General features: G+C 73.3%; 18 protein-coding genes. 10 read left to right on the plus strand and 8 right to left on the minus strand.

The features are described 5' to 3' along the window. Positions 1–31: 31 nt before the first annotated feature. The gene (locus BLW14_RS32555) at positions 32–1,108 is read left to right on the plus strand and encodes an alpha/beta fold hydrolase (RefSeq protein ID WP_093710954.1); all 1,077 of its coding nucleotides are present in this window, start codon (positions 32–34) and stop codon (positions 1,106–1,108) included. Positions 1,109–1,160: 52 nt separating this feature from the next. Here the strand turns inward: BLW14_RS32555 and BLW14_RS32560 are convergent, their stop codons facing one another. From BLW14_RS32560 to BLW14_RS34315, 3 genes are all read right to left on the minus strand, one after another. Further along, the gene (locus BLW14_RS32560; protein WP_093710955.1) at positions 1,161–1,997 is read right to left on the minus strand and encodes a prephenate dehydratase; all 837 of its coding nucleotides are present in this window, start codon (positions 1,995–1,997) and stop codon (positions 1,161–1,163) included. Between the two features lie 211 nt (positions 1,998–2,208). After that, complete coding sequence (locus tag BLW14_RS32565; RefSeq protein ID WP_093710956.1) at positions 2,209–2,631, minus strand: VOC family protein; 423 nt, start codon at positions 2,629–2,631, stop codon at positions 2,209–2,211. 94 nt (positions 2,632–2,725) lie between these two features. Then, the gene (locus tag BLW14_RS34315) at positions 2,726–2,926 is read right to left on the minus strand and encodes a hypothetical protein (RefSeq protein ID WP_143052037.1); all 201 of its coding nucleotides are present in this window, start codon (positions 2,924–2,926) and stop codon (positions 2,726–2,728) included. Between the two features lie 109 nt (positions 2,927–3,035). Between BLW14_RS34315 and BLW14_RS32570 the strand changes: the two genes are divergently transcribed. Beyond that, positions 3,036–3,731: a TetR/AcrR family transcriptional regulator gene (locus BLW14_RS32570; RefSeq protein ID WP_093710957.1), complete on the plus strand. Its 696-nt coding sequence runs from the start codon at positions 3,036–3,038 to the stop codon at positions 3,729–3,731. Positions 3,732–3,773: 42 nt separating this feature from the next. On the opposite strand, the gene BLW14_RS32575 is transcribed toward BLW14_RS32570, so the two are convergent. Then, positions 3,774–4,604 carry a helix-turn-helix domain-containing protein gene (locus BLW14_RS32575; RefSeq protein WP_093710958.1) on the minus strand — a complete coding sequence of 277 codons (831 nt, stop codon included), beginning with the start codon at positions 4,602–4,604 and terminating at the stop codon, positions 3,774–3,776. Between the two features lie 109 nt (positions 4,605–4,713). On the opposite strand from BLW14_RS32575, the gene BLW14_RS32580 reads away from it, so the two are divergent. Further along, the gene (locus tag BLW14_RS32580) at positions 4,714–5,553 is read left to right on the plus strand and encodes an alpha/beta fold hydrolase (RefSeq protein ID WP_093710959.1); all 840 of its coding nucleotides are present in this window, start codon (positions 4,714–4,716) and stop codon (positions 5,551–5,553) included. A gap of 13 nt (positions 5,554–5,566) precedes the next feature. Further along, the gene (locus tag BLW14_RS32585; protein WP_093710960.1) at positions 5,567–6,802 is read left to right on the plus strand and encodes an FAD-dependent monooxygenase; all 1,236 of its coding nucleotides are present in this window, start codon (positions 5,567–5,569) and stop codon (positions 6,800–6,802) included. A 15-nt stretch (positions 6,803–6,817) separates the two neighbouring features. Here BLW14_RS32585 and BLW14_RS32590 read toward each other — a convergent pair whose 3' ends face one another. Genes BLW14_RS32590 through BLW14_RS32600 form a run of 3 tightly spaced genes read right to left on the minus strand, consistent with a single transcriptional unit; the run spans position 6,818 to position 9,122 of the window. Next, on the minus strand, positions 6,818–7,213 hold the full coding sequence (locus BLW14_RS32590; RefSeq protein WP_093710961.1) for an SRPBCC family protein: 396 nt from the start codon (positions 7,211–7,213) through the stop codon (positions 6,818–6,820). A 3-nt stretch (positions 7,214–7,216) separates the two neighbouring features. Further along, on the minus strand, positions 7,217–7,846 hold the full coding sequence (locus BLW14_RS32595) for a CGNR zinc finger domain-containing protein (protein WP_177154257.1): 630 nt from the start codon (positions 7,844–7,846) through the stop codon (positions 7,217–7,219). Between the two features lie 55 nt (positions 7,847–7,901). After that, the gene (locus BLW14_RS32600; protein WP_093710963.1) at positions 7,902–9,122 is read right to left on the minus strand and encodes an aminotransferase class V-fold PLP-dependent enzyme; all 1,221 of its coding nucleotides are present in this window, start codon (positions 9,120–9,122) and stop codon (positions 7,902–7,904) included. Positions 9,123–9,534: 412 nt separating this feature from the next. On the opposite strand from BLW14_RS32600, the gene BLW14_RS32605 reads away from it, so the two are divergent. The 6 genes from BLW14_RS32605 (at position 9,535) to BLW14_RS32630 (ending at position 17,746) form a co-directional block, all read left to right on the plus strand. Then, positions 9,535–9,777, plus strand: a complete 243-nt coding sequence (locus BLW14_RS32605) for a hypothetical protein (RefSeq protein WP_093710964.1) — start codon at positions 9,535–9,537, stop codon at positions 9,775–9,777. A gap of 151 nt (positions 9,778–9,928) precedes the next feature. Then, entirely contained in the window at positions 9,929–10,252 is a 324-nt protein-coding gene (locus BLW14_RS32610) for an acyl carrier protein (RefSeq protein WP_093710965.1), read from the plus strand. Between the two features lie 184 nt (positions 10,253–10,436). Beyond that, positions 10,437–11,642, plus strand: coding sequence for an NAD(P)/FAD-dependent oxidoreductase (locus BLW14_RS32615; RefSeq protein ID WP_093710966.1), 1,206 nt, complete (start codon positions 10,437–10,439; stop codon positions 11,640–11,642). 30 nt (positions 11,643–11,672) lie between these two features. Beyond that, complete coding sequence (locus BLW14_RS32620) at positions 11,673–12,635, plus strand: RNA polymerase sigma-70 factor (protein ID WP_093710967.1); 963 nt, start codon at positions 11,673–11,675, stop codon at positions 12,633–12,635. Positions 12,636–12,996: 361 nt separating this feature from the next. Further along, on the plus strand, positions 12,997–17,139 hold the full coding sequence (locus BLW14_RS32625) for an AMP-binding protein (protein ID WP_093710968.1): 4,143 nt from the start codon (positions 12,997–12,999) through the stop codon (positions 17,137–17,139). Positions 17,140–17,392: 253 nt separating this feature from the next. After that, positions 17,393–17,746 carry a beta/gamma crystallin domain-containing protein gene (locus tag BLW14_RS32630; RefSeq protein ID WP_093710969.1) on the plus strand — a complete coding sequence of 118 codons (354 nt, stop codon included), beginning with the start codon at positions 17,393–17,395 and terminating at the stop codon, positions 17,744–17,746. A gap of 56 nt (positions 17,747–17,802) precedes the next feature. Here the strand turns inward: BLW14_RS32630 and BLW14_RS32635 are convergent, their stop codons facing one another. Further along, on the minus strand, positions 17,803–18,258 hold the full coding sequence (locus BLW14_RS32635) for a VOC family protein (RefSeq protein WP_093710970.1): 456 nt from the start codon (positions 18,256–18,258) through the stop codon (positions 17,803–17,805). Positions 18,259–18,300: the final 42 nt, after the last annotated feature.

Here is an 18,300-nt window from a genome sequence, read left to right on the forward strand (position 1 = left end):
ACACGTAAGAACGTTTGACGGAAGGTTTGACATGATCAACAGGCGCACTTTCAGCAAGGCCGTCGGCCTGGGCACCGGCGCGACCGCGGTCTCACTGTCGGGCCTGGGGACCGACGCGTTCGCCTCCACCGCCTCGCACGGGCGGCCGGGCGGCGGCTCGCAGGCTCCCACCGTCCCGGCTGTCGCGCCGGGCACCCACACGTCCTTCGGCGAGATCAAGCAGGTCAAGGCCGGTGTCCTGAACGTCGGTTACGCCGAGGCCGGCCCCTCCCACGGCCCGGTGGTCATGCTGCTGCACGGCTGGCCGTACGACATCCACAGCTACGTCGACGTCGCCCCGCTCCTCGCCGACCTGGGCTACCGCGTCATCGTCCCGTACCTGCGCGGACACGGCAGCACCACCTTCCTGTCCCACCGCACCCCGCGCACGGCCGAGCAGTCCGCCATCGCCCTGGACGTCATCTCCCTGATGGACGCCCTGAAGATCGAGAAGGCCGCGCTGGCCGGCTTCGACTGGGGCTCGCGCACCGCCGACATCATCGCCGCCCTGTGGCCGGAGCGGGTCACCTCCATGGTCTCCACCAGCGGCTACCTCATCACCGACCGCAAGATGCAGGCCGCACCCGCCGACCCGGCCGTCGAGCGCACGTGGTGGTACCAGTGGTACTTCGCCACCCCCCGCGGCAAGGCGGCCATGGAGGACGAGAAGAGCCGCCTCGCCCTGTGCCGCTACGTGTGGACCCTGGTCTCCCCCAACTGGGCCTTCGACGAAGCCACTTACAACCGCACGGCGGAGGCGTTCAAGAACCCGGACTACGCGGCCGTCGTGCTCTTCAACTACCGCTGGCGCATCGGCCTGGTCGACACGGACCACCGGTACGCACGCCATGAGAAGCTGCTCGCCGCCCAGCCCACCATCCACGTGCCCACCGTCACCCTCGACGCCTCGCTCGACCCGTTCACCCCGCCGCCCGGCGACGGCTCGGTCTACCGCTACCACTTCACCGGCCCCTACGCGCACCGCACGATCGCGGACATCGGCCACAACCTGCCGCAGGAGGCGCCCACCGCCTTCGCTCAGGCCGTGGTCGACGCCGACCACCTCTGAGCCCGGGGCGAGGGCCGGCGGCCCTCCCCCGAACCCGCTCTCGCGTCCCCGGTCAGCCCCTCAGCCGGTGGGGATGGGCCGGGTAGACGCCCAGGACCCGCACCTCGGAGGAGAAGAAGCGCAGTTCCTCCAGGGCGAGGGCGACCCGCTGCTCGTCGGGGTGGCCCTCGGCCTCGACGTAGAAGCGGCTGGCGTTGAGCCCCGCGCCGATCTGATAGCTCTCGATCTTGGTGAGGTTCACCCCGCCGGTGGCGAAGCCGCCGAGCGCCTTGTAGAGCGCGCTCGGGATGTTGCGCACGCTGAAGAACAGGCTCGTCATGGTCGGCTGACCCGGGTCCGGGGCGGGAGCGGGCGTGCGGGACAGGACGACGAACCGCGTGGTGTTCTCCGGGTCGTCCTCGACGCCCGCGCGCAGGACGTCGAGGCCGTGCAGCCCTGCCGCGGCGGGGGGCGCGAGTGCCGCGTGCCGCGCGTCACCCAGCTCGGCCACCTCACGCGCCGCGCCGGCGGTGTCGTCGCAGACCAGGGTCCGCCAGCCGCCCTCCCGCAGCAGCTTGCGGCACTGCCCCAGGGCGTGCACGTGGCTGCGGACACATTCGACCTGGTCCAGGGTGGAGCCGGCGACACCCATCAGGTCGAAACGGATGGCGAGGAAGTACTCGCCGACGATGAACAGCCCGGACTCGGGGAGCAGGTGGTGCACGTCGGCGACGCGTCCGGCCGCGGAGTTGTCCACCGGGATCACGGCAAGGTCGGCGTCGCCGAGGGCCACGGCGTCCAGGGCCTGCTCGAAGCCGGTGCAGGGGTGTTCCGAGGCGTCCGGGTACAGGGCGCGCGCGGCGGTCGCCGAGTTGGAGCCGGGTTCACCCTGATATGCGACGGTCGTCACCGCGTTCAGCCTTCCTGAGGGAAATCCTGTCGTGGGCGGCAGAAGTTCCGTTGCGTACCGCGCCTGCTGAAGTATCCGTGAACTCGCCTCCCTCTCGCTCACCAGGGGCTGCCTCCCGGCACCGCGGCCGGCCGTCGGCCCGAGGCAGCCGGCTCGCCGTCGGCCGCCCGCATCCTGATCCCGGTCCGGTCCGGTCCGGGGCGTCGGTGATTCAGGCCTTCGTCGAGGCGGCCCATTCCACGAACTGGATGATCACGCCGTTGGGGTCGGTGATCTGGAAGAGGCGTTCGCCCCAGGGCTCCTCGCGCAGCGGCATCGTGATCTCCACGCCTTCCTCGCGCAGCCGCTGCTCCTCGTCCTTGATGCCGGTGGCGAGGGTCAGGGCCAGGATCAGGCCCGCCGCGCGCCGGTCGCGCTGGTCGGGCGGCAGTATCTCCGTCCCCCGGGCGAGCAGCACGATGTCGGCTGCCGCGTCCGGGCGGGTGAGGGAGGCGAAGCCCTCGGCAGCGGCCTGCTCCGTGTAGCCGAGGTGCGTGGTGAAGAACTTCCGGGACGCGGTGACGTCGTCGACGGTGAGGGACAGGGTCGTCGTCGTGATCGCGGCGGTCGGCGTGGCGGGAGTGGTCGGCTGCATGGAGGTCTCCTCTGCGGGTGCGATGCGGTGCTGTACGGCGCAGGGCTGCGGTGCAGGGCTGCGGGCGGGGCGACCTGGGCGGGCCGGCACCCGGTCAGTAGCCGCCTCGGCGGGGGAGGTTGCGTACTGGCGGGGGCATCCGGCGGGGCTGCGCGGGTGCCCCCGTCCGCTGCGGGTGGAGGCGGGGGCTCCTGGGCGGTACGGGGACGGCGGCGGGGTTGCCCGTCCGGTCGGCCAGGACCGCGCCCAGGTCCAGGGCGGGGAAGTTCGGTGCGGGGCGAGGGGCCTTCGGCATACGGGTGCCCTTCCATTCGTCGTTCGAGGTTAACTTTACGACGGAGGTAAATTTAGCCCGAGGCTTCAGGGGTGTCAACATAAAAATGCTACGAGGGTAAGATTGCTCCATGACTCCTGAGGCCACCGCCGTCGCAAGCGCCCCCGTCGGACTCCGTGAGAGCAAGAAGCAGGAGACCCGGCAGCTCATCTCCGATGCCGCCACCCGGCTCTTCCTCGACCAGGGCTTCGAGCAGACCACCATCGCCGAGATCGCCGCCGCCGCCCGCGTCGCGAAAAAGACGGTGACCAACTACTTCGCGCGCAAGGAGGACTTGGCCCTCGACCACCAGGACGCCTTCACCGGCTCACTGGCCGCCACGGTCGCCGGCCGGGCCTCGGGCGAGTCCGCGCTGACGGCCCTGCGGCACGCCTTCGCCGAGGCGGTCGCGGCCACCGATCCCGTCGCGGGCTTCTCCGGCCCCGAGTTCGCCCGGATGATCGCCGACAGCCCCACGCTGACGGCACGACTGCGCGACCTGCACGACCTCCGGGAGACCCGGCTCGCCGAGGCCTTGGCCGAAGCCACCGGCACCGCCCCCGACGACATCGCCGTGCGCACCGCCGCCGCCCTGCTCGGCAGCGTGCACCGCATGCTCTTCGACCGCATCCAGGAACTGACCCTGGCCGGCTGGACCAACGCACAGATCAGCGAAGAGATGGCGGCGGCAGGTGACTACGCGTTCGGGGTGCTGGAGGAACCGCTGGCCGGTTACGCCGCCGGGCCCTCCGCCGACCCGAAGGTCCACCCGGACCTCGTGCTCTAAGGGTGTTCTCAGCGGCCCGTCGTTCTCAGCGGCCCGTCGTCCTCAGCGCCCCGGCCAGGCGATGTCGTCCACCGCGAGGAACGCCTCGCCGACCACCTTCGCCGGGGTCGCGCCGGTGAACGCCACGACGTCCCGGTGCAGATGGGACTGGTCGGCGTAGCCGGTGTCGGCCGCCACCCGGGCCGGGCCCTCGCCCGCGACCAGGCGGTGGGCGGCGTGGTCGAAGCGGATCAGCCGCGCCGCGCGCTTGGGCGGCAGGCCGAGCTGGGAACCGAAGCGGGACCACAGCCGCTTCCGGCTCCAGCCGACGTCATCGGCGAGTTCGTCGATCCGGAGCATGCCGTGGCCGGCGATGATCCGCTGCCAGGCCCGGGACACCTCCGGGTCCACCGGCGCCCCGGCCGCGTACCGGCGGGTGAGCAGCTCGTCCGTGAGCGCGAAGCGGGCCTGCCAGGACGGGGCTTCGCCGAGCCGTTCGCGTATCCGGGACGCCTCGCGGCCCCACAGGGCGTCCAGCGGGACGACGGCACCGTCGAGCTCGGCGGGCGGCACTCCGAGGACCGCGCGGGCGATCACCGGGGACAGCCGCACCTGCACGCACTCGACGTTCTCCCCGTGCACCCGGACCGCGCCGCCGGAGCCGAGCCCGGGGCCGGCGACCAGGCACCCGCGCTGCTGCTCACCGGTCGCGGTGTCGAGGACGGGGATCCCGGCGCCGAATTCGAGGAGCAGGGTGACTGCCGGATGCGGGACCATGCGCAGCGCCTCGAGATCGTGCACGCGGAACCCGGCCATGGTGACTCCGCCCACCCGGCTGGGCCGCTGCGGCCGGGAGACGTCCCATTCGGCCGTACCGTGCATGAAGGTGTGCACACTTCCATGCTACGAGCGGGCCTGGGAGGGCCCCGCAGGAAGGGTGGAAAGCCGGCCGGGCGGAACATTCGTTCAATAAGCGGGCGGGGCCGGTGGCGACAGTGGGGTCATGACTGTTTCTGAGACCGCCCGGTTCTCGGCCGTGACATCGGCCGACGGCAGCACCATCCATGTGTGCCAGGACGGGCCCCGTGACGCCCCCGCGCTCCTGCTCATCCATGGATCGGCGTCCTCGGCACGTTCCTGGGACGCGCTCGTTCCGTTGCTGGCCGGCCCGGGGGCCGGGGCCGAAGCCCGCCGCGTCGTACGGATCGACCTGCTCGGGCACGGCCGGTCGGACAAGCCCGACGACGGCAGCTACGCGATCCCGGACCAGGCGCGGCGGGTCGGCGAGGTGCTGGACCGGCTCGGTGTCGGGCATGCCGTGGTGGTGGGCCATTCAAGCGGCGGGGTGGCCGCGACGGCCCTCGCCGAACAGCGGCCGGAGCTGGTGTCCGGTCTGGTGCTCGTCAACACGGGGCCCGGCCTCGGGGCGTTCATCGCCACCGGCTCCGGCGCCCCCGCCGGGCCCGTGCAGTGGCCGCCGAGCGACGAGCAGATCCGGCAGCTCGCGAGCACGGGCTTCAGCCGCCCCGGCTACCGGGTGCCGGACGCGCTGCTGGACGAGGTGCGCGCCATGACGCCGCACTCGTTCACCGCCACGATGCAGGGCACCCGCGCCTACCTGGAGCAGCGGGTGCTGCCGGACCGGCTGGCGGGACTCGGCAAGCCGTTGCTCGTGCTCTTCGGTGAGGACGACCGCCGTTGGCGCTCCTCGTCCGCCGCCGACTACCTCGTAGTCCCTGGTGCCCGGGTGGAGCTGCTGCCGGGGCTGGGGCACTCGCCGATCCTGGAGGACCCGCCCCGGGTCGCCGGTCCTCTGCTGGACTTCGCCGCGCTCCACGGCTGAAAGGGAGGGCGTCGTGCGGATTCTCGTCTCCGGTGCCGGGGTCGCCGGGCCGGTGCTCGCGCACTGGCTCACGCGGTACGGCTTCCGGGTCACCGTCGTGGAGCGGGCACCGGCGCTGCGCAGGACCGGTGGCCATGCGGTCGACCTGTTCCGGCCCGCCGTGGACGTCTCGGAGCGGATGGGGGTGCTGCCGCGCATCGAGGAGCGGGCCACCGGCACGGACCGGCTGACCGTCTTCCCGGAGGGGGCGCGGCGGCCCGTCCGGGCGGACCTCGCCAAGATCTTCGGCGGGGCCTCCGACCGCCATGTCGAGGTCATGCGCGACGACCTGACCACCATTTACCGCGACGCCTCCCGCGAGGACGTCGAATACCTCTTCGACGAATCGGTCACCTCCGTCTCGGCCGGAAGCGAGAACGGGGACGAGCACGGGTGCGAGGTGACGTTCGAGAGATCCGCGCCACGCCGCTTCGACCTCGTCGTCGGCGCGGACGGTCTGCACTCCACCGTGCGCCGCCTCGTCTTCGGCGCGGACGCGGGCCGCAGTTCCTTCCTCGGGGCCTACTTCGGGGTGTTGAGCCTGCCCAACGCCTCCGGTCTGGACGGGGAACTGCTGATGCACGTCGGGGTCGGGCGCACCGCCGGGATGTACGGGGCACGGCATCTGGGCGACGCGCGGGCGCTGTTCCTGTTCCGGAGCGCGCGGGAACTCGACTGGCACCGCCGCGACGTTCCCCGGCAGAGGGAGCTGTTGCGCGGGGCGTTCGCCGGGTTGCACCCGCAGGTCGACGGGTGGCTGGAGGAGCTGGACCGTACGCCGGCGTTCTACTTCGACTCGGTCAGCCAGCTCCGTATGGACAGCTGGTCGCGGGGGCGGGTGACGCTGGTCGGGGACGCGGGCTACTGCCCCGGTCCGGCCGTCGGCGGCAGCACCACGCTGGCGGTGGTCGGCGCGTACGTCCTCGCCGGGGAGCTGGCCCGCGCGAGCGGCGACCACGAGCGCGCGTTCCCCGCGTACGAGCGGGCGATGGCGGAGCACGTACGCGGCAGCCGTGCGGTCGCCCTGAGCGCGGCAAAGACGCTGATCCCGGCGTCGCGCCTCGGGGTCCGGGGCCTGGCACAGGGCGCGCGGCTGGTCTCCGCGCTGCCCGCGGGACCGGGCCGCGCGCTGCTGCGCCTCACGACGAGGAGCGGACGGCTCTACAACTCGATGACCGTCGAGGACTACGCGCCGGCAGCCGCCGTGTGATGCCGGCGGACGCGGCTAGGGCCTGTCCAGCGCGGCCTCCACCTCGTCCATCACGTGTTGCCAGTGGGTCCGTCGGCGTTCGCGTTCCTCCGCGTTCGCCAGGTGTTCCTGGTGGAAGCGGAGCGTGGTGCGGGCGCCGTCGGCGGCCGGGGTCACGGCCACCTGGAGGGTGGTGGTGCCGTGGGTGACGCGGATGCGGTCCGCCGGGCGGTAGCCGCGTACCTCGCCGGTCACGCCGGCGGCCGTCCGGTAGGGCGCGCCGCGCTCGGGGGTCAGGGCGGTGTCCGAACCTAGCCAGAGGGCGAGTCCCTCGGGACCGCTGATGAAGTCCCAGACGACGGACGGCGGGTGGGGCAGGGTGCGGGACACGCCGATCTGCCAGCCCGCGTCCCTGGTGAGTCCGGTGGGCATCGGTCATCCTTCCTCGGAGTGGCGGGCGCGCAGCGCCCTGACCTTGTGACGGTTGCCGCAGTGCTCCATCGAGCACCAGCGGCGGCGGCCGGGGCGCGAGGTGTCCACGTAGATGAGATGGCAGTCCTCGGCGGCGCAGGTGCGGATGCGGTGCGCGTGGGGGCCGGTCAGCAGTTCGACGGCGTCGCGGGCGACGGTGGCGGCCAGCGCCGTGCCGCTGGGGGCGCCGGCCCAGCGGCGGCTGCCGTCCGGGGCGATGGCGGGGGCCAGAGCGGAGCGGGCGGCGGTCTCGTTGATGACCGCCAGGTCGCCGGGCGGGTGCGGTTCGCCGCGCGTGTGGGCGATGACCACGCGGAACAGGGCGTCGCGCAGCATCCGTAGCGCCGCGACCTCCACGGCGGAGACGGCCGGTTCGGGGGTCGGGGTCAGCCGGGAGCGTTCCGCCCAGGCGACGACGTCGGCGGGCCCGTGCAGGACTTCGTACCGCTGGTAGGGCCCGGGGCCGCCGGTCGTCAGCAGTTCCAGGCACAGGGCGCCGGGGTCGAACCGGTAGGCGACGCCGGTGGTGGAGCGCAGGGTCAGGCCCACGGGCTCGGCCCGCGCGGCCGCCCCCGCTCTCTCTGCGGAGTTCATGTAACCACTATAAGTGGTTACAGTGACACCGTCAGGGTTCTGCGGCGGCCGGGGCCTACCGCAGCAGCGTCAGGTGGCCCCGGCTGCCGCGCGAGGTGCGGCTCGGAACGGCCGTCGCGGGGGCCGTAAAGCCGCCCACGGCGCGCGGGAGAACCACCTCGGCGGGACGGTGGGCGCTCACGATCGCGTCCAGGGCCTCCGCGAAACGGACGATGTCTCGGGCCGTGGTGTCGTGTCCCAGGGAAGCGTGCAGAGCCGTGGTGATGCCTCGTCCGGGCAGATGGAGCGGCATCTCCTGGGCCACCGTCTTGCGCAGGACGACCCCGTGGGCGCGCAGCTCGCGACGGAGCTGGGACGCCGTCAGTTCCTCGTGCCGGAAGGCCAGGACACCGGCCTGGACCCGGCCCGGGGCGATGAGCTCGGTGCCGGCGACCCGGTCGACCGCGTCACGCATCTCCGGGTAGAGGTCCTCGCGCGGCGCGGGCGCCTCCTTCCCGTGCAGGAGGAGCGCGGTGTTGAGGCCCGCGACGGACGCGCTGTGCGGCGTCCCGGGCAGGTCCTGGTCGTACCGCGCCGGGCCCGGCTCGGTGAGCGCGGACCGCAGGCGGGGCGTGGTGCAGGCGAAACCGACACCGGCCGGCCCGCCCAGGAAGCGCCAGCCGTCCCCGGTGAGCAGGTCGGCGCCGATGCGCGCCGCGTTCACGGGCAGGTGGCCCACGGCGTACGACACGTCGACCGAGTACAGCGCGCGGTGCGGGGCGAGGATGCGGCCGATCTCCTCGACCGGGTTGACGATCCCGCAGCCGGCGGGGACCTGGGCCACGCTGACCAGGGCCACGTCCTCGTCGATCTGCGCCGCCATCCACTCCAGGTCCAGGTCGCCGTGCGCGTCCAGCGGAACGACGTCGAGGCGGCAGCGGGTGCGGTCGCGCAGCGCGAACAGCGCGGTGAGGCGTGCGACGTCCTCGTACGGCGTCGTCCAGACCCGGTCGCCCGGCCCGACGGGCAGCCGGTCGAGCGTCTCCCGGAAGGCGTCGACTCCGCCCGTGACCAGGGACGTCACGCCGGTGGCGGGTACGGAGAGGAGGGTGCCGAGGCGTTCGTGGACCTCCGCGTCCACGATGTCCTCGACGTACTCCTCCAGTTCGTGCGTCCCGTACTCGTCCTCCCTGCGCAGCAACTCCGCGACGACCTCGCGCACCGCGGCCGGCGTGTGGCCTGCGGCGGCCGCGTCGAGACGGACCGTTCGTTCGACCTGGGGCGTCTGCACGTTCACTTCCGGGTCCTCCCCCCGTTGTCGGGGAACCTTGACAAGTCATTGCCTGACCTCTGGCAATATGTTGCCCGGCGTTTGGACAATTTGGCAACGGCCGCTCCAGCGATACTCAAGCAGAGAGGCCCCGACCCCTTCCCCTGGCCCCGTTTCCGAGATTTCCTGGCTCGCTTCTCCAGGGTTTGCCAAGCGTCGGCAGGAGTAGCAAGGGCACAGAGATCCTGCGCATAGCAGCAGGTCACAGCAGTGCGAGCGAGCAACCTCTGCCCGGAGTGGCGGCTTGACGCGCCCGACTCTCCATTTCCTCCACCCATTCACGAGGAAATTACGAGCGAATTCCTAGGGGGTGTTGCCAATCTTCTAGGCAAGAAGTTGCCAACACGGAACCCAGAACTTGTCACAAAGGAGTCCAGCCATGAAGAACATCGCCCGCGTCCTCGTCAGCACCGCCGCCGTCGCCGCCGCCGTTCTCACCTCCGCCGGCGTCAGCGCGGCCGGCGGCCAGGACATCGGCTGGCCCCTCACCGGCGGTTCGACCCACGTCTCCGCCGACATCGGCTGGCCCGTGGCCCCCCAGGGCGGCGGCGACATCGGCTGGCCGGGTGCCGCCCCCCAGGGCGGCGGGGACATCGGCTGGCCCTCCGCGCCCGTCGCCTGACCCGCGTCCGGTCCGCCGAAACCACCGCACGAGCGCCCGTCCAAGGCGGCTCGAGCGGGACACGGCACCGTGGCTCACGTACGCACGCAGGCTCGTACGTCCGGGCTCGCGCGCGGCCAGAAGTCCCGGCAGCCGGAAGGAAGTCCGCCCCATGGCACAGACACCGTGGAACGCGAGGTTCGAGACGATTCTCCGGCAGGGCCTTCCCGGCCTGGGCAAGGGGAAGACGCCCGACGCCGACGTCCCGATGGAGAGCTACGGACTCGACTCCATGGCACTCATCGGCATCGTGAGCGCCCTCGAATCGACGTACGGGGTCAGCCTCGCCGGCCAGCTCGTCGTTCCCGTGCACACCCTCACCGCCGGGCAGCTCTGGGGCATCGTCTCCGCGGCCCTCCAGCCCTCCTGGGACGCCGGCCTCTACCCGGCGTCGGACTCCCCCACCCTTGGGCGCACCCCTTGGGCCGTCGCCTGACCAACAGCCCCGCCCCCGCAGGACCCGAGAAGCCCCCGCCGCTCACCGAGCGCCGCGGGGGCTTCGGTCGTGTCCGACCACCCCGGCATCTCCTTGTGACGCAGGTCACAACTTCGCCATGTCACATCCGAGGGCCCCGGTTCCATCCCCTGGTTGTCAGCAGCCGGTATGGAAGGACACGATCATGAGCGCGCAGCAGGAAAACCGTACGGCGGCCACGCACCGAGTGGTGATTCTTGGGGCCGGATACGCGGGCATGGCGGCCGCCATTCAGCTGGCGGCCCGGACCAGGAAGCAGCGCGACACGGTGCAGGTGACCGTGGTGAACGCGCAGGAACGGTTCACCGAGCGGATGCGGCTCCACATGACGGCCACCGGCCGCACGCTCGCCGCGATGAGCGTCCCGGAGATGCTGGAGGGGACGGGCGCGCGGTTCGTGCAGGGCTGGGTGACGGCGGTGGACGCCGCGGCCAGGACCGTACGCGTCGACGACGACCGCGTCCTTCCCTACGACACGCTGGTGTACGCACTGGGCGGGGTCTCCGACACCTCGGGGGTCCCGGGCGCCGACGACTACGCGTACACCCTGAGCGGCGTCGAGGACGCGGATTTGCTCGCCGGCCGGCTGGAAACTCTCAGCGGCGGGAACGGCAGCGGCACGGTGGTCGTCGTCGGCAACGGGCTGACCGGCATCGAGTCGGCCGCGGAGATCGCCGAGCGGTATCCACACCTCGACGTGGTGCTGCTGGGCGGCAAGGAGCCCGGCGCGACCATGAACGGCAAGGCCGCGGCCCATGTGCGCGCCGCCCTCGACCGGCTCGGTGTCCGGGTGCGCAGCGGTGTCGAGGTGGTCAAGGTGCTCGCCGGTTCGGTGGAACTGGCCGGCGGCGAGAGCATCGCGGCCGACGCGGTCCTGTGGACGGGCGGCACCAGGGTGGCTCCGCTCGCCGCCGCGGCGGGGCTCGAGGTGGACGGGCGCGGACGCGTCGTCACCGACCGCGCGCTGCGTTCCGTTTCGCACCCGGAGGTGTACGCGATCGGGGACGCGGCCGCGATCAGCCAGGGATACGGGGTCATGCACGGCACCTGCCAGGGCGGCATGCCGACCGGAGTGCACGCCGCGCTGTCGATCGTCCGGGTCCTCGGGGGCAAGGAGCCCAAGCCCTTCCGGTTCGGCTATTACCACACACCGGTGAGCCTGGGGCGCGGTGACGCGGTCGTGCAGTTCACCCGGCCCGACGACAGCCCGCGACGGATATGCCTGGTGGGGAAGGCGGCCGTCCGGTACAAGGAGACCGTGACGGCTTCGCCCTGGCCGACGTACGGCCGGATGAAGAAAATGCCCGCTTCGGGCGCGTTCTGGCCCCGGGGCGGCCGCTTCACCCGCTAGGACCCGTATCCGATGTCACTGAGGGGCACCATGAACGACCCGACCGCCGATCCCGGCCGTCTCGCCCACCCCGACCAGCAGGTCTTCCTGGAGTACCGGCGGCTGCTGTTCTCCGTCGCGTACCGCATCCTCGGCAGCGCGGCCGACGCCGAGGACGCGGTCCAGGACGCCTGGCTGAAGTGGTCCGCCGCGGACCGTTCGAAGGTGGCCGATCCCAAGGCGTACCTGACCCGGATCGTGTCGAACCTGGCGCTGGAGCGGCTGCGGTCCGCCCGCTGCAAGCGGGAGACGTACGTGGGGCCGTGGCTGCCGGAGCCCGTCCTGACCGGCACCGGGGCCCCCGAGGCCGTCGTCCCGGACGCCGAATCGGCGGCTCTGGGCGCCGAGTCGGTGTCGATGGCCATGCTGGTGGTCCTCGAAACGCTCAGCCCGCTGGAGCGCGCGGTGTTCGTGCTGAAGGAGGTGTTCGCCTTCAGCCATGCGGAGATCGCCGAGGCGGTGGAGCGTTCCGAGGCGGCGGTACGGCAGGCCGCGCACCGCGCCCGTGAGCACGTACAGGCCCGCCGGCCGCGCTTCGAGGCCGGCCGGTCGGCGCAACGCGAGGCGACGGAACGATTCTTCGCCGCCGCGACCGGCGGTGACGTCAACGCGCTCCTCGAACTGCTCTCCCCGGACGTCACCCTGTGGACCGACGGCGGCGGCAAGGTCCGCCAGGCCCTGCGCCCGGTGATGGGCGCGGCGACGGTGGCCGCCTGGTTCTCGGCCATCGGCACGGTCGCCTACCAGGGCGTCGAGCCGGCCGACATGAGGGCCGAACTCGTCGAGATCAACGGCGGTCCGGGCATGGTGTTCAGCGGGCCGGACCGCGTGATCGCCACCGTGACGTTCGACTTCGACGCGGACGGACGCATCTCCGCGATCCACAACGTGGCCAACCCGGACAAGCTGCGGGCGGTCGCGGCGGGGGTTCCGTACGACCTCGGGGCGCGGTAGCCCGTACGGATGGTGCGCGGGTCGTCGCACACGACAGCAGCCCGCCCGGGCAGGACCGGACGGGCTGCGGAGGGGGAGCCTCCGGTCGATATCGACCCGTGTGTCGCATCAACGACGTTGCCGTACGCGGCCCGAGCATCGCTCCAGAACCGCTGGAGCTGTCACCGGCGGACGCCTCCCGGCCACGATCCCGTACCACGTTCTGGCAACGGCCGAGATCGTCCACGGCCCCGGCCGGCCCGCCCCGACCTGCGGCTAAGGCAGGGCTCCAGCCGGTCCGGAGAGACCTTCGAGCTCCTTCTGCCAACGTCCTGGCAATGTCTTGCCAAGGCTGAAGCCGCCGTCGAAGGAGCTCGCCACGATGTCCATTTCCGGTCTCATCGAGCAGCAGGTCCTCGCACGCCCCGACACCGTCGCCGTCCACGCTCCCGGACATCCCGGCGACGAGGTCTCCCTGACCTACCGTGAGCTGGGCCGAGCCGCCGACCGGCTGGCGCGGGTCCTGGCGGCCCGGGGCATCGGCCGGGGCGACCTGGTGGCGACGAGTCTGCGTCCCGGACCCCGGTGGGTGACGGCTCTGCTCGCGGTGCTGCGGACCGGCGCCGCGTACGTGGCGCTCGACCCGGCCGATCCCCTCGCGCACCGCCGGTTCGTCGTGGGCGACAGCGGGGCCCGCACGGTCCTGGCGGAGACGGCGGATGCCCTCGACTACGCGGGGCTGGGGGCGGCTGTCGTCAGCCCGCAGGCGGAGGGGCCGGCCGGTGGACCGCACCGGGCGGTCGACGTTTCCGGTGACGACCCCGCGTACGTCTGCTACACCGCCCGTTCCGGCGGCGGCTCGCCCGTCGGCGCCGTCGTCCCGCACCGGGCCCTCGGCGAACTGCTGCGGCCGGCGGCGGCGTTCCGGCCCGGCCCGGACGATGTCGTCGCGCAGGCCGCTAGTCCGGCGTCGGCCGCGAGCGCGTTCGAGATCTGGACGACGCTGGCCGCCGGGGCCCGGCTGACCGTCCTCTCCTTCGACACCTTCGCCGGTCCGGAACGGCTGCGGCGCGCCCTCGTCGACCACGGGGTGACCGTCGCCCTGCTGCCTGCCGCGCGGTTCCACCGGATCGTCCGCGACCGGCCCGACGCGTTCGGCTCGCTGCGCGCGCTGCTCGTCGGCGGCGGGGTCTGCGACCCGCACCAGGTGCGGCGGGTCCTGCGGGCCGGGGCGCCCCGGCGGCTGCTCCAGGTGTACGGGGCCGCGGAGACGGGTGCGTTCGCCCTGTGCCACGAGATCGGCGGCGAGGCGGCGGACGCGGTCCCCCTCGGGCGGCCCGTCGGGGCCACCGCCGCCGTGGTCGTCGGCGCCCACGGCCTGCCCGCCGAGCCCGGCACCGTCGGGGAGCTGCTGCTGGGCGGGCCCGCCCTCGCCGACGGGTACCTCGGCCGCCCGGAGCTCACCGCCCGGCGCTTCGTCGAGGACCGGTTCACCGGGGTCGGCGGACGGCTGTGGCGCACCGGGGACCGGGTGCTGCTGCGGACGGACGGCGCACTGGAGTTCGCGGGCCGGGTGGACGGCCACGTCACCGTGCACGGCCTGCGCGCCGAGCTCCACACGATCGAGTCGGCGCTCACCGCGCATCCCGCCGTCGCGGAGGCGGTGGTGACGGTGCATACGGACGCGGAGGGCGAACAGCGGTTGGTGGGGCATGTGGTGGCGGAGGACGCCACCGTCTCTTCCCGCGCCGTCCGCCTCGAAACCGCTCTGCGCGCCCATCTGCACCGGCACCTGCCCGACGGGCTCGTGCCCTCTTCCCTCGTTTCGCACCACGTACTCCCCCTCGACGCCGAGGGCCGCATCGACCGGGCCGCCCTGCCCGCCCCCGGTCCGGTCGCGGACGTGGTGGCCGGGTCGCCGCCGGGCACGCCGGTGCAGGAGATCGTGCGGGACCTGTTCGCCGAGGTGCTGGGGCTGCCGCGCCGGCTGATCGACGCCGACTGCGACTTCTTCCGCGTCGGCGGCCACTCCCTGGCGGCGGTCCGGCTGCTCGACCGGGTGCGCGAGACGCTGGGCACCGGGCCGGTCGGCCCCGACGCGCTGCACGCCGCCCCGACCCCGGCGGCCCTGGCCGCGCTGCTGGGCGAGGGGCCGGCCGCCGCGATCGGGCCGGGGGCGTCCGGTTCGGCCGGTACGGACAGCGTCGTGCTGGCGTTCCGGCTGCGCGGGCCCCTGGACGTACGGGTGCTGGACGAGGCGCTCGCCGTGCTGGGGCGGCGGCACGGGGTGCTGCGCAACTCCCGGATAGGGACCGCCGGGACGCGGCTGCGGTCCGCGGCTCCGGACGACCACCTGCTGGAACTCTCGCTGCCCGCCGACGGCGTGGACCTCTGGTCGCAGCTGCCGCTCGCCGCCGATCTGGCCCGGGTCCACCGGGAGCTGGCCACCGGAGGCAGCCCGTCCCCGGTGCGGGAACTCGTACGGTACGCACCCCGTTCTCCGTATGGCGACCGGGCACCGACCCCGCTGCCGGGCGGCGGGCCGCAGGTCTTCGACACGGCCCCCGGGCGGCTGCACGCGGACCTGGACGAGGCACTGCACGCGCGGCTCACCCGGTTCGCGGCAGCGCACGGGGCGACGGTCTTCATGGTGGTGCACGCGGCGCTCACCGCCGTACTGCGTCAGCTGGGCGCGGACGGGGAGATCACCGTCGCGGCGCCGGTCCCGGCCCGGGACAACGCGACCCTGCGCGGAGCCGTGGGCGCGTACGGGCGGGTGCTCGCGCTGTCCGTGGACGCGTCGGACGACCCGGCGTTCAGCGAACTGGTCCGCCGGGCGCGGGAGCGGGACCTGGCCGCGTACCGCAGCGGCGACGCGCCGCTCGCCGGTGCCGGGGGCGTCGCGCTGACGGTGCTCCAGGAGACGGCAGCGGCGCAGTTCGCGGCCGGGGCGCTCACGGTGCAGCCGGAGCGCGCCGGGCTGCCGCTTCCCGCCACGGACGTGGGCTTCACGCTGACGGAGCGGCAGAGCCCGGCGGGCGCGCCGACGGGCATCGCGCTGACGACCACGTACCGGCGCGAGACGGTCGGCGAGACCGTCGCCGCCACGCTGACCGGCCGGCTGACCTCCCTGCTCGCGGCGGCCCTGGACCACCCGGAGCTGCCCCTGAGCACGCTGCTGCTTCCGGCCCGGCGGCCCGCGGTCAGCAGCGGGGTGTGGGAGGGCGGGCGCCGGCACGTGCTGCCCGTCACGACGGTCGCCGACCTGTTCGCGGAGCGGGTGCGACGGGCGCCGGGGGCGGTGGCCCTGTCGGGTGCGATCGGCGTGGCCGAGGCGTCCGGCACGGGCGAGGCGGCGCGCGTATCCGTCATGGACTACGCCGAGCTGGACTCCCGTTCCGACCTGCTGGCACACGCACTCGTCACGCACGGCGCGGGGCCGGGCACCACGGTCGTGACCGCGCTGTCGTCGCCGACCGGGTTCGCGGTGGCCGCCCTGGCCGTCGCGAAGACGGGAGCCGCGTGCGTACCCGTCGATCCGGCGCGGAAACTCCCCCTTTCGGTGCGACCGGTGGTGATGCTGCTCGACGAGACGGCGGACCTGCTGCTGGATCAGATGCCGGAGGCCGTACGGCTGGTGCGCGACGAGGCCGCCGGTCTGCTGCCCGCCGACGGGAAGTGGCCGCTGCGGGACTCGGACCGTACGCGCCCGCTGAACCCGGACGACCCGGTGCTGTGGGCGCTCGGCGCGCCCGGCACCACGGTCGTCGGCGCAGGCCCCGTCGTCGCGGCGACGCTGGCCGAGCCGGTCGATGCCGCGTGGCTGGTACGCGGCTACCCGGATGCGGACGCGGCGATCGGCCTGCTGGGCGCGCTGGTGCGGGGCGTCCGGGTGCACGTACCGGACCTGTCGCTGCGGCACGCCGTACCGCAGGAACTCCTGCGCTGGTTGCGCGAGCGGGACGCCCGGACGCTGCTGGGCGGCAGCGACGAGGTGCTGGTCGCCCTGGTCGCGCTCGCCCGGGAGGAGGGCATGTCCCTGCTCACCAGCGGCGGCTGGGCCGAGGGCCACCTGGTCGTCGAGCACCGCGGTACGGGGACGGCCCGGCCCGCCCCCGGCTACCGGGCGTACGTCCTGGACGCCGGACTGCGCCCCGCGGCTCCCGGCGCGATCGGCGCGCTGTACGTGGCGGGGGCGGGCGTCGCCCTCGGCTACGCCGACGCCCCGGCCGCCACGGGCGAGCGCTTCCTGCCCGACCCCTTCGGCGGCCCGGACGCCACCGCCCGCATGTGGCGCACGGGCCGGGCCGCCCGGCTGGACGCGGAGGGCAACCTCACCGTGCTCGAAGGGCCGGCCCCGGACGACCCGTTCGCCGACACCCCCTCGACCTTCGTGGTCGTCGACGACGGCGCGGGCCGCCGCGCCCTGTGGCCGGCCGCGGCTGCGGTCCCCACGGGCTGGTCGGAGATCCACGCGGAGAGCGGATACGAACTGTGCCTGGATCACCTGGACGAGCTGCCGTGAGGGAGCGGGAGCGCCCCGGTCCGCAAGCCGCGCGACCGCCGCCCTCAACTCCGCGCGGTGTGCACCGGCTTGGCATCCGCCGATCGGGTCGAAAACGGGTGGTGGGGAGCCGCCTTCCGCGCCCGGCGGGGGCATGGCCACAAGATCGTTTACGGGTCGGCCTCCGGCCCGGCGGAGCGCGATCGGTATGTCGTGGCGTGTCCGTCACCCGACACGGCCGGGCCATGGGCCGGGCTCGTACGAAGGAGATTTTGTGATCGCACAGGGCAAGCGGCTCCTCGGCTCCCTGGCCATGGCGTTCGCCGCCGCGGCCTCCCTCACCGTGGCCGTACCCGCCGGATCCGCCTACGCCATCGACCACGTGGAGTGCGTCGGCGGCGCGGACTTCCTGAAGATCTACTCCCACCTCGACGGCCGGAACAGCGTCGACTGCTACGCCAACGCGGGCAGGACCGACTTCGGCGGCTGGTGGGCCGACCGGATCGTCACGGGCAACAACGACCTGATCTACTACGACGTCAACGGCGACTCGGTGCGGATCAACCGCTGGACGGACATCACGTTCCCGAACAACCCGCCCCGGATCAAGAGCATCCAGATCCTCTGAGCGCCCGGTAGCGAACGGCCCGGCCCCGCCGTCGACGAACGGCGGGGCCGGCGCCGTCACACCACGTCGAACTCGTTGCCCTCGGGGTCCATCATGGCGGCGGCGTAGAACCCCATGTCCGGCTCCTCCCGGATCCGCGCCACCGTGGCACCGGCCCCGACCAGCCGTCGCACCGTGGCGTCGACCCGCTCCTTGCGCACCTCCAGCGGGACGGCCCGGCCCCCGCCGACCTTGAGGTCGAAGTGCCACCGGTTCTTGGCGGCCTTCGCCTCCGGCACGCGCTGGAACCACACGCGCGGCCCGCGCCCCGTGGGATCGACGATCGACTCCGGTATGTCACCGGCTCCCGGCGGCAGTTCCTCGGCGGGGACCCCCATGTCCTCCCAGTAGGCGCGCCATGTGGCGTGCCCGTCGGGCGCCGGCTCGGGCACGTACCCCAGGGCCTCGGCCCAGAAGGCCACCATCCGCCGCGGATCGGCACAGTCGATCGTCAGCTGCACTGTCAGCTCCATACCCGGAGCATCGCAGGCGGGTCTGATTGCCGTGCGGGGGCC

The sequence above is a fragment of the Streptomyces sp. 2131.1 genome, from assembly GCF_900105515.1.
Taxonomy (GTDB): domain Bacteria; phylum Actinomycetota; class Actinomycetes; order Streptomycetales; family Streptomycetaceae; genus Streptomyces; species Streptomyces drozdowiczii.

Excerpts from the sequence above, each read along its gene's own strand:
- BLW14_RS32570 (WP_093710957.1), top strand. The coding sequence starts at position 3,036 with ATGACTCCTGAGGCCACCGCCGTCGCAAGCGCCCCCGTCGGACTCCGT.
- BLW14_RS32590 (WP_093710961.1), bottom strand. The coding sequence starts at position 7,213 with ATGCCCACCGGACTCACCAGGGACGCGGGCTGGCAGATCGGCGTGTCC.
- BLW14_RS32625 (WP_093710968.1), top strand. The coding sequence starts at position 12,997 with ATGTCCATTTCCGGTCTCATCGAGCAGCAGGTCCTCGCACGCCCCGAC.
- BLW14_RS32605 (WP_093710964.1), top strand. The coding sequence starts at position 9,535 with ATGAAGAACATCGCCCGCGTCCTCGTCAGCACCGCCGCCGTCGCCGCC.
- BLW14_RS34315 (WP_143052037.1), bottom strand. The coding sequence starts at position 2,926 with ATGCCGAAGGCCCCTCGCCCCGCACCGAACTTCCCCGCCCTGGACCTG.
- BLW14_RS32620 (WP_093710967.1), top strand. The coding sequence starts at position 11,673 with ATGAACGACCCGACCGCCGATCCCGGCCGTCTCGCCCACCCCGACCAG.
- BLW14_RS32595 (WP_177154257.1), bottom strand. The coding sequence starts at position 7,846 with ATGAACTCCGCAGAGAGAGCGGGGGCGGCCGCGCGGGCCGAGCCCGTG.
- BLW14_RS32635 (WP_093710970.1), bottom strand. The coding sequence starts at position 18,258 with ATGGAGCTGACAGTGCAGCTGACGATCGACTGTGCCGATCCGCGGCGG.
- BLW14_RS32555 (WP_093710954.1), top strand. The coding sequence starts at position 32 with ATGATCAACAGGCGCACTTTCAGCAAGGCCGTCGGCCTGGGCACCGGC.
- BLW14_RS32565 (WP_093710956.1), bottom strand. The coding sequence starts at position 2,631 with ATGCAGCCGACCACTCCCGCCACGCCGACCGCCGCGATCACGACGACG.
- BLW14_RS32580 (WP_093710959.1), top strand. The coding sequence starts at position 4,714 with ATGACTGTTTCTGAGACCGCCCGGTTCTCGGCCGTGACATCGGCCGAC.
- BLW14_RS32610 (WP_093710965.1), top strand. The coding sequence starts at position 9,929 with ATGGCACAGACACCGTGGAACGCGAGGTTCGAGACGATTCTCCGGCAG.
- BLW14_RS32615 (WP_093710966.1), top strand. The coding sequence starts at position 10,437 with ATGAGCGCGCAGCAGGAAAACCGTACGGCGGCCACGCACCGAGTGGTG.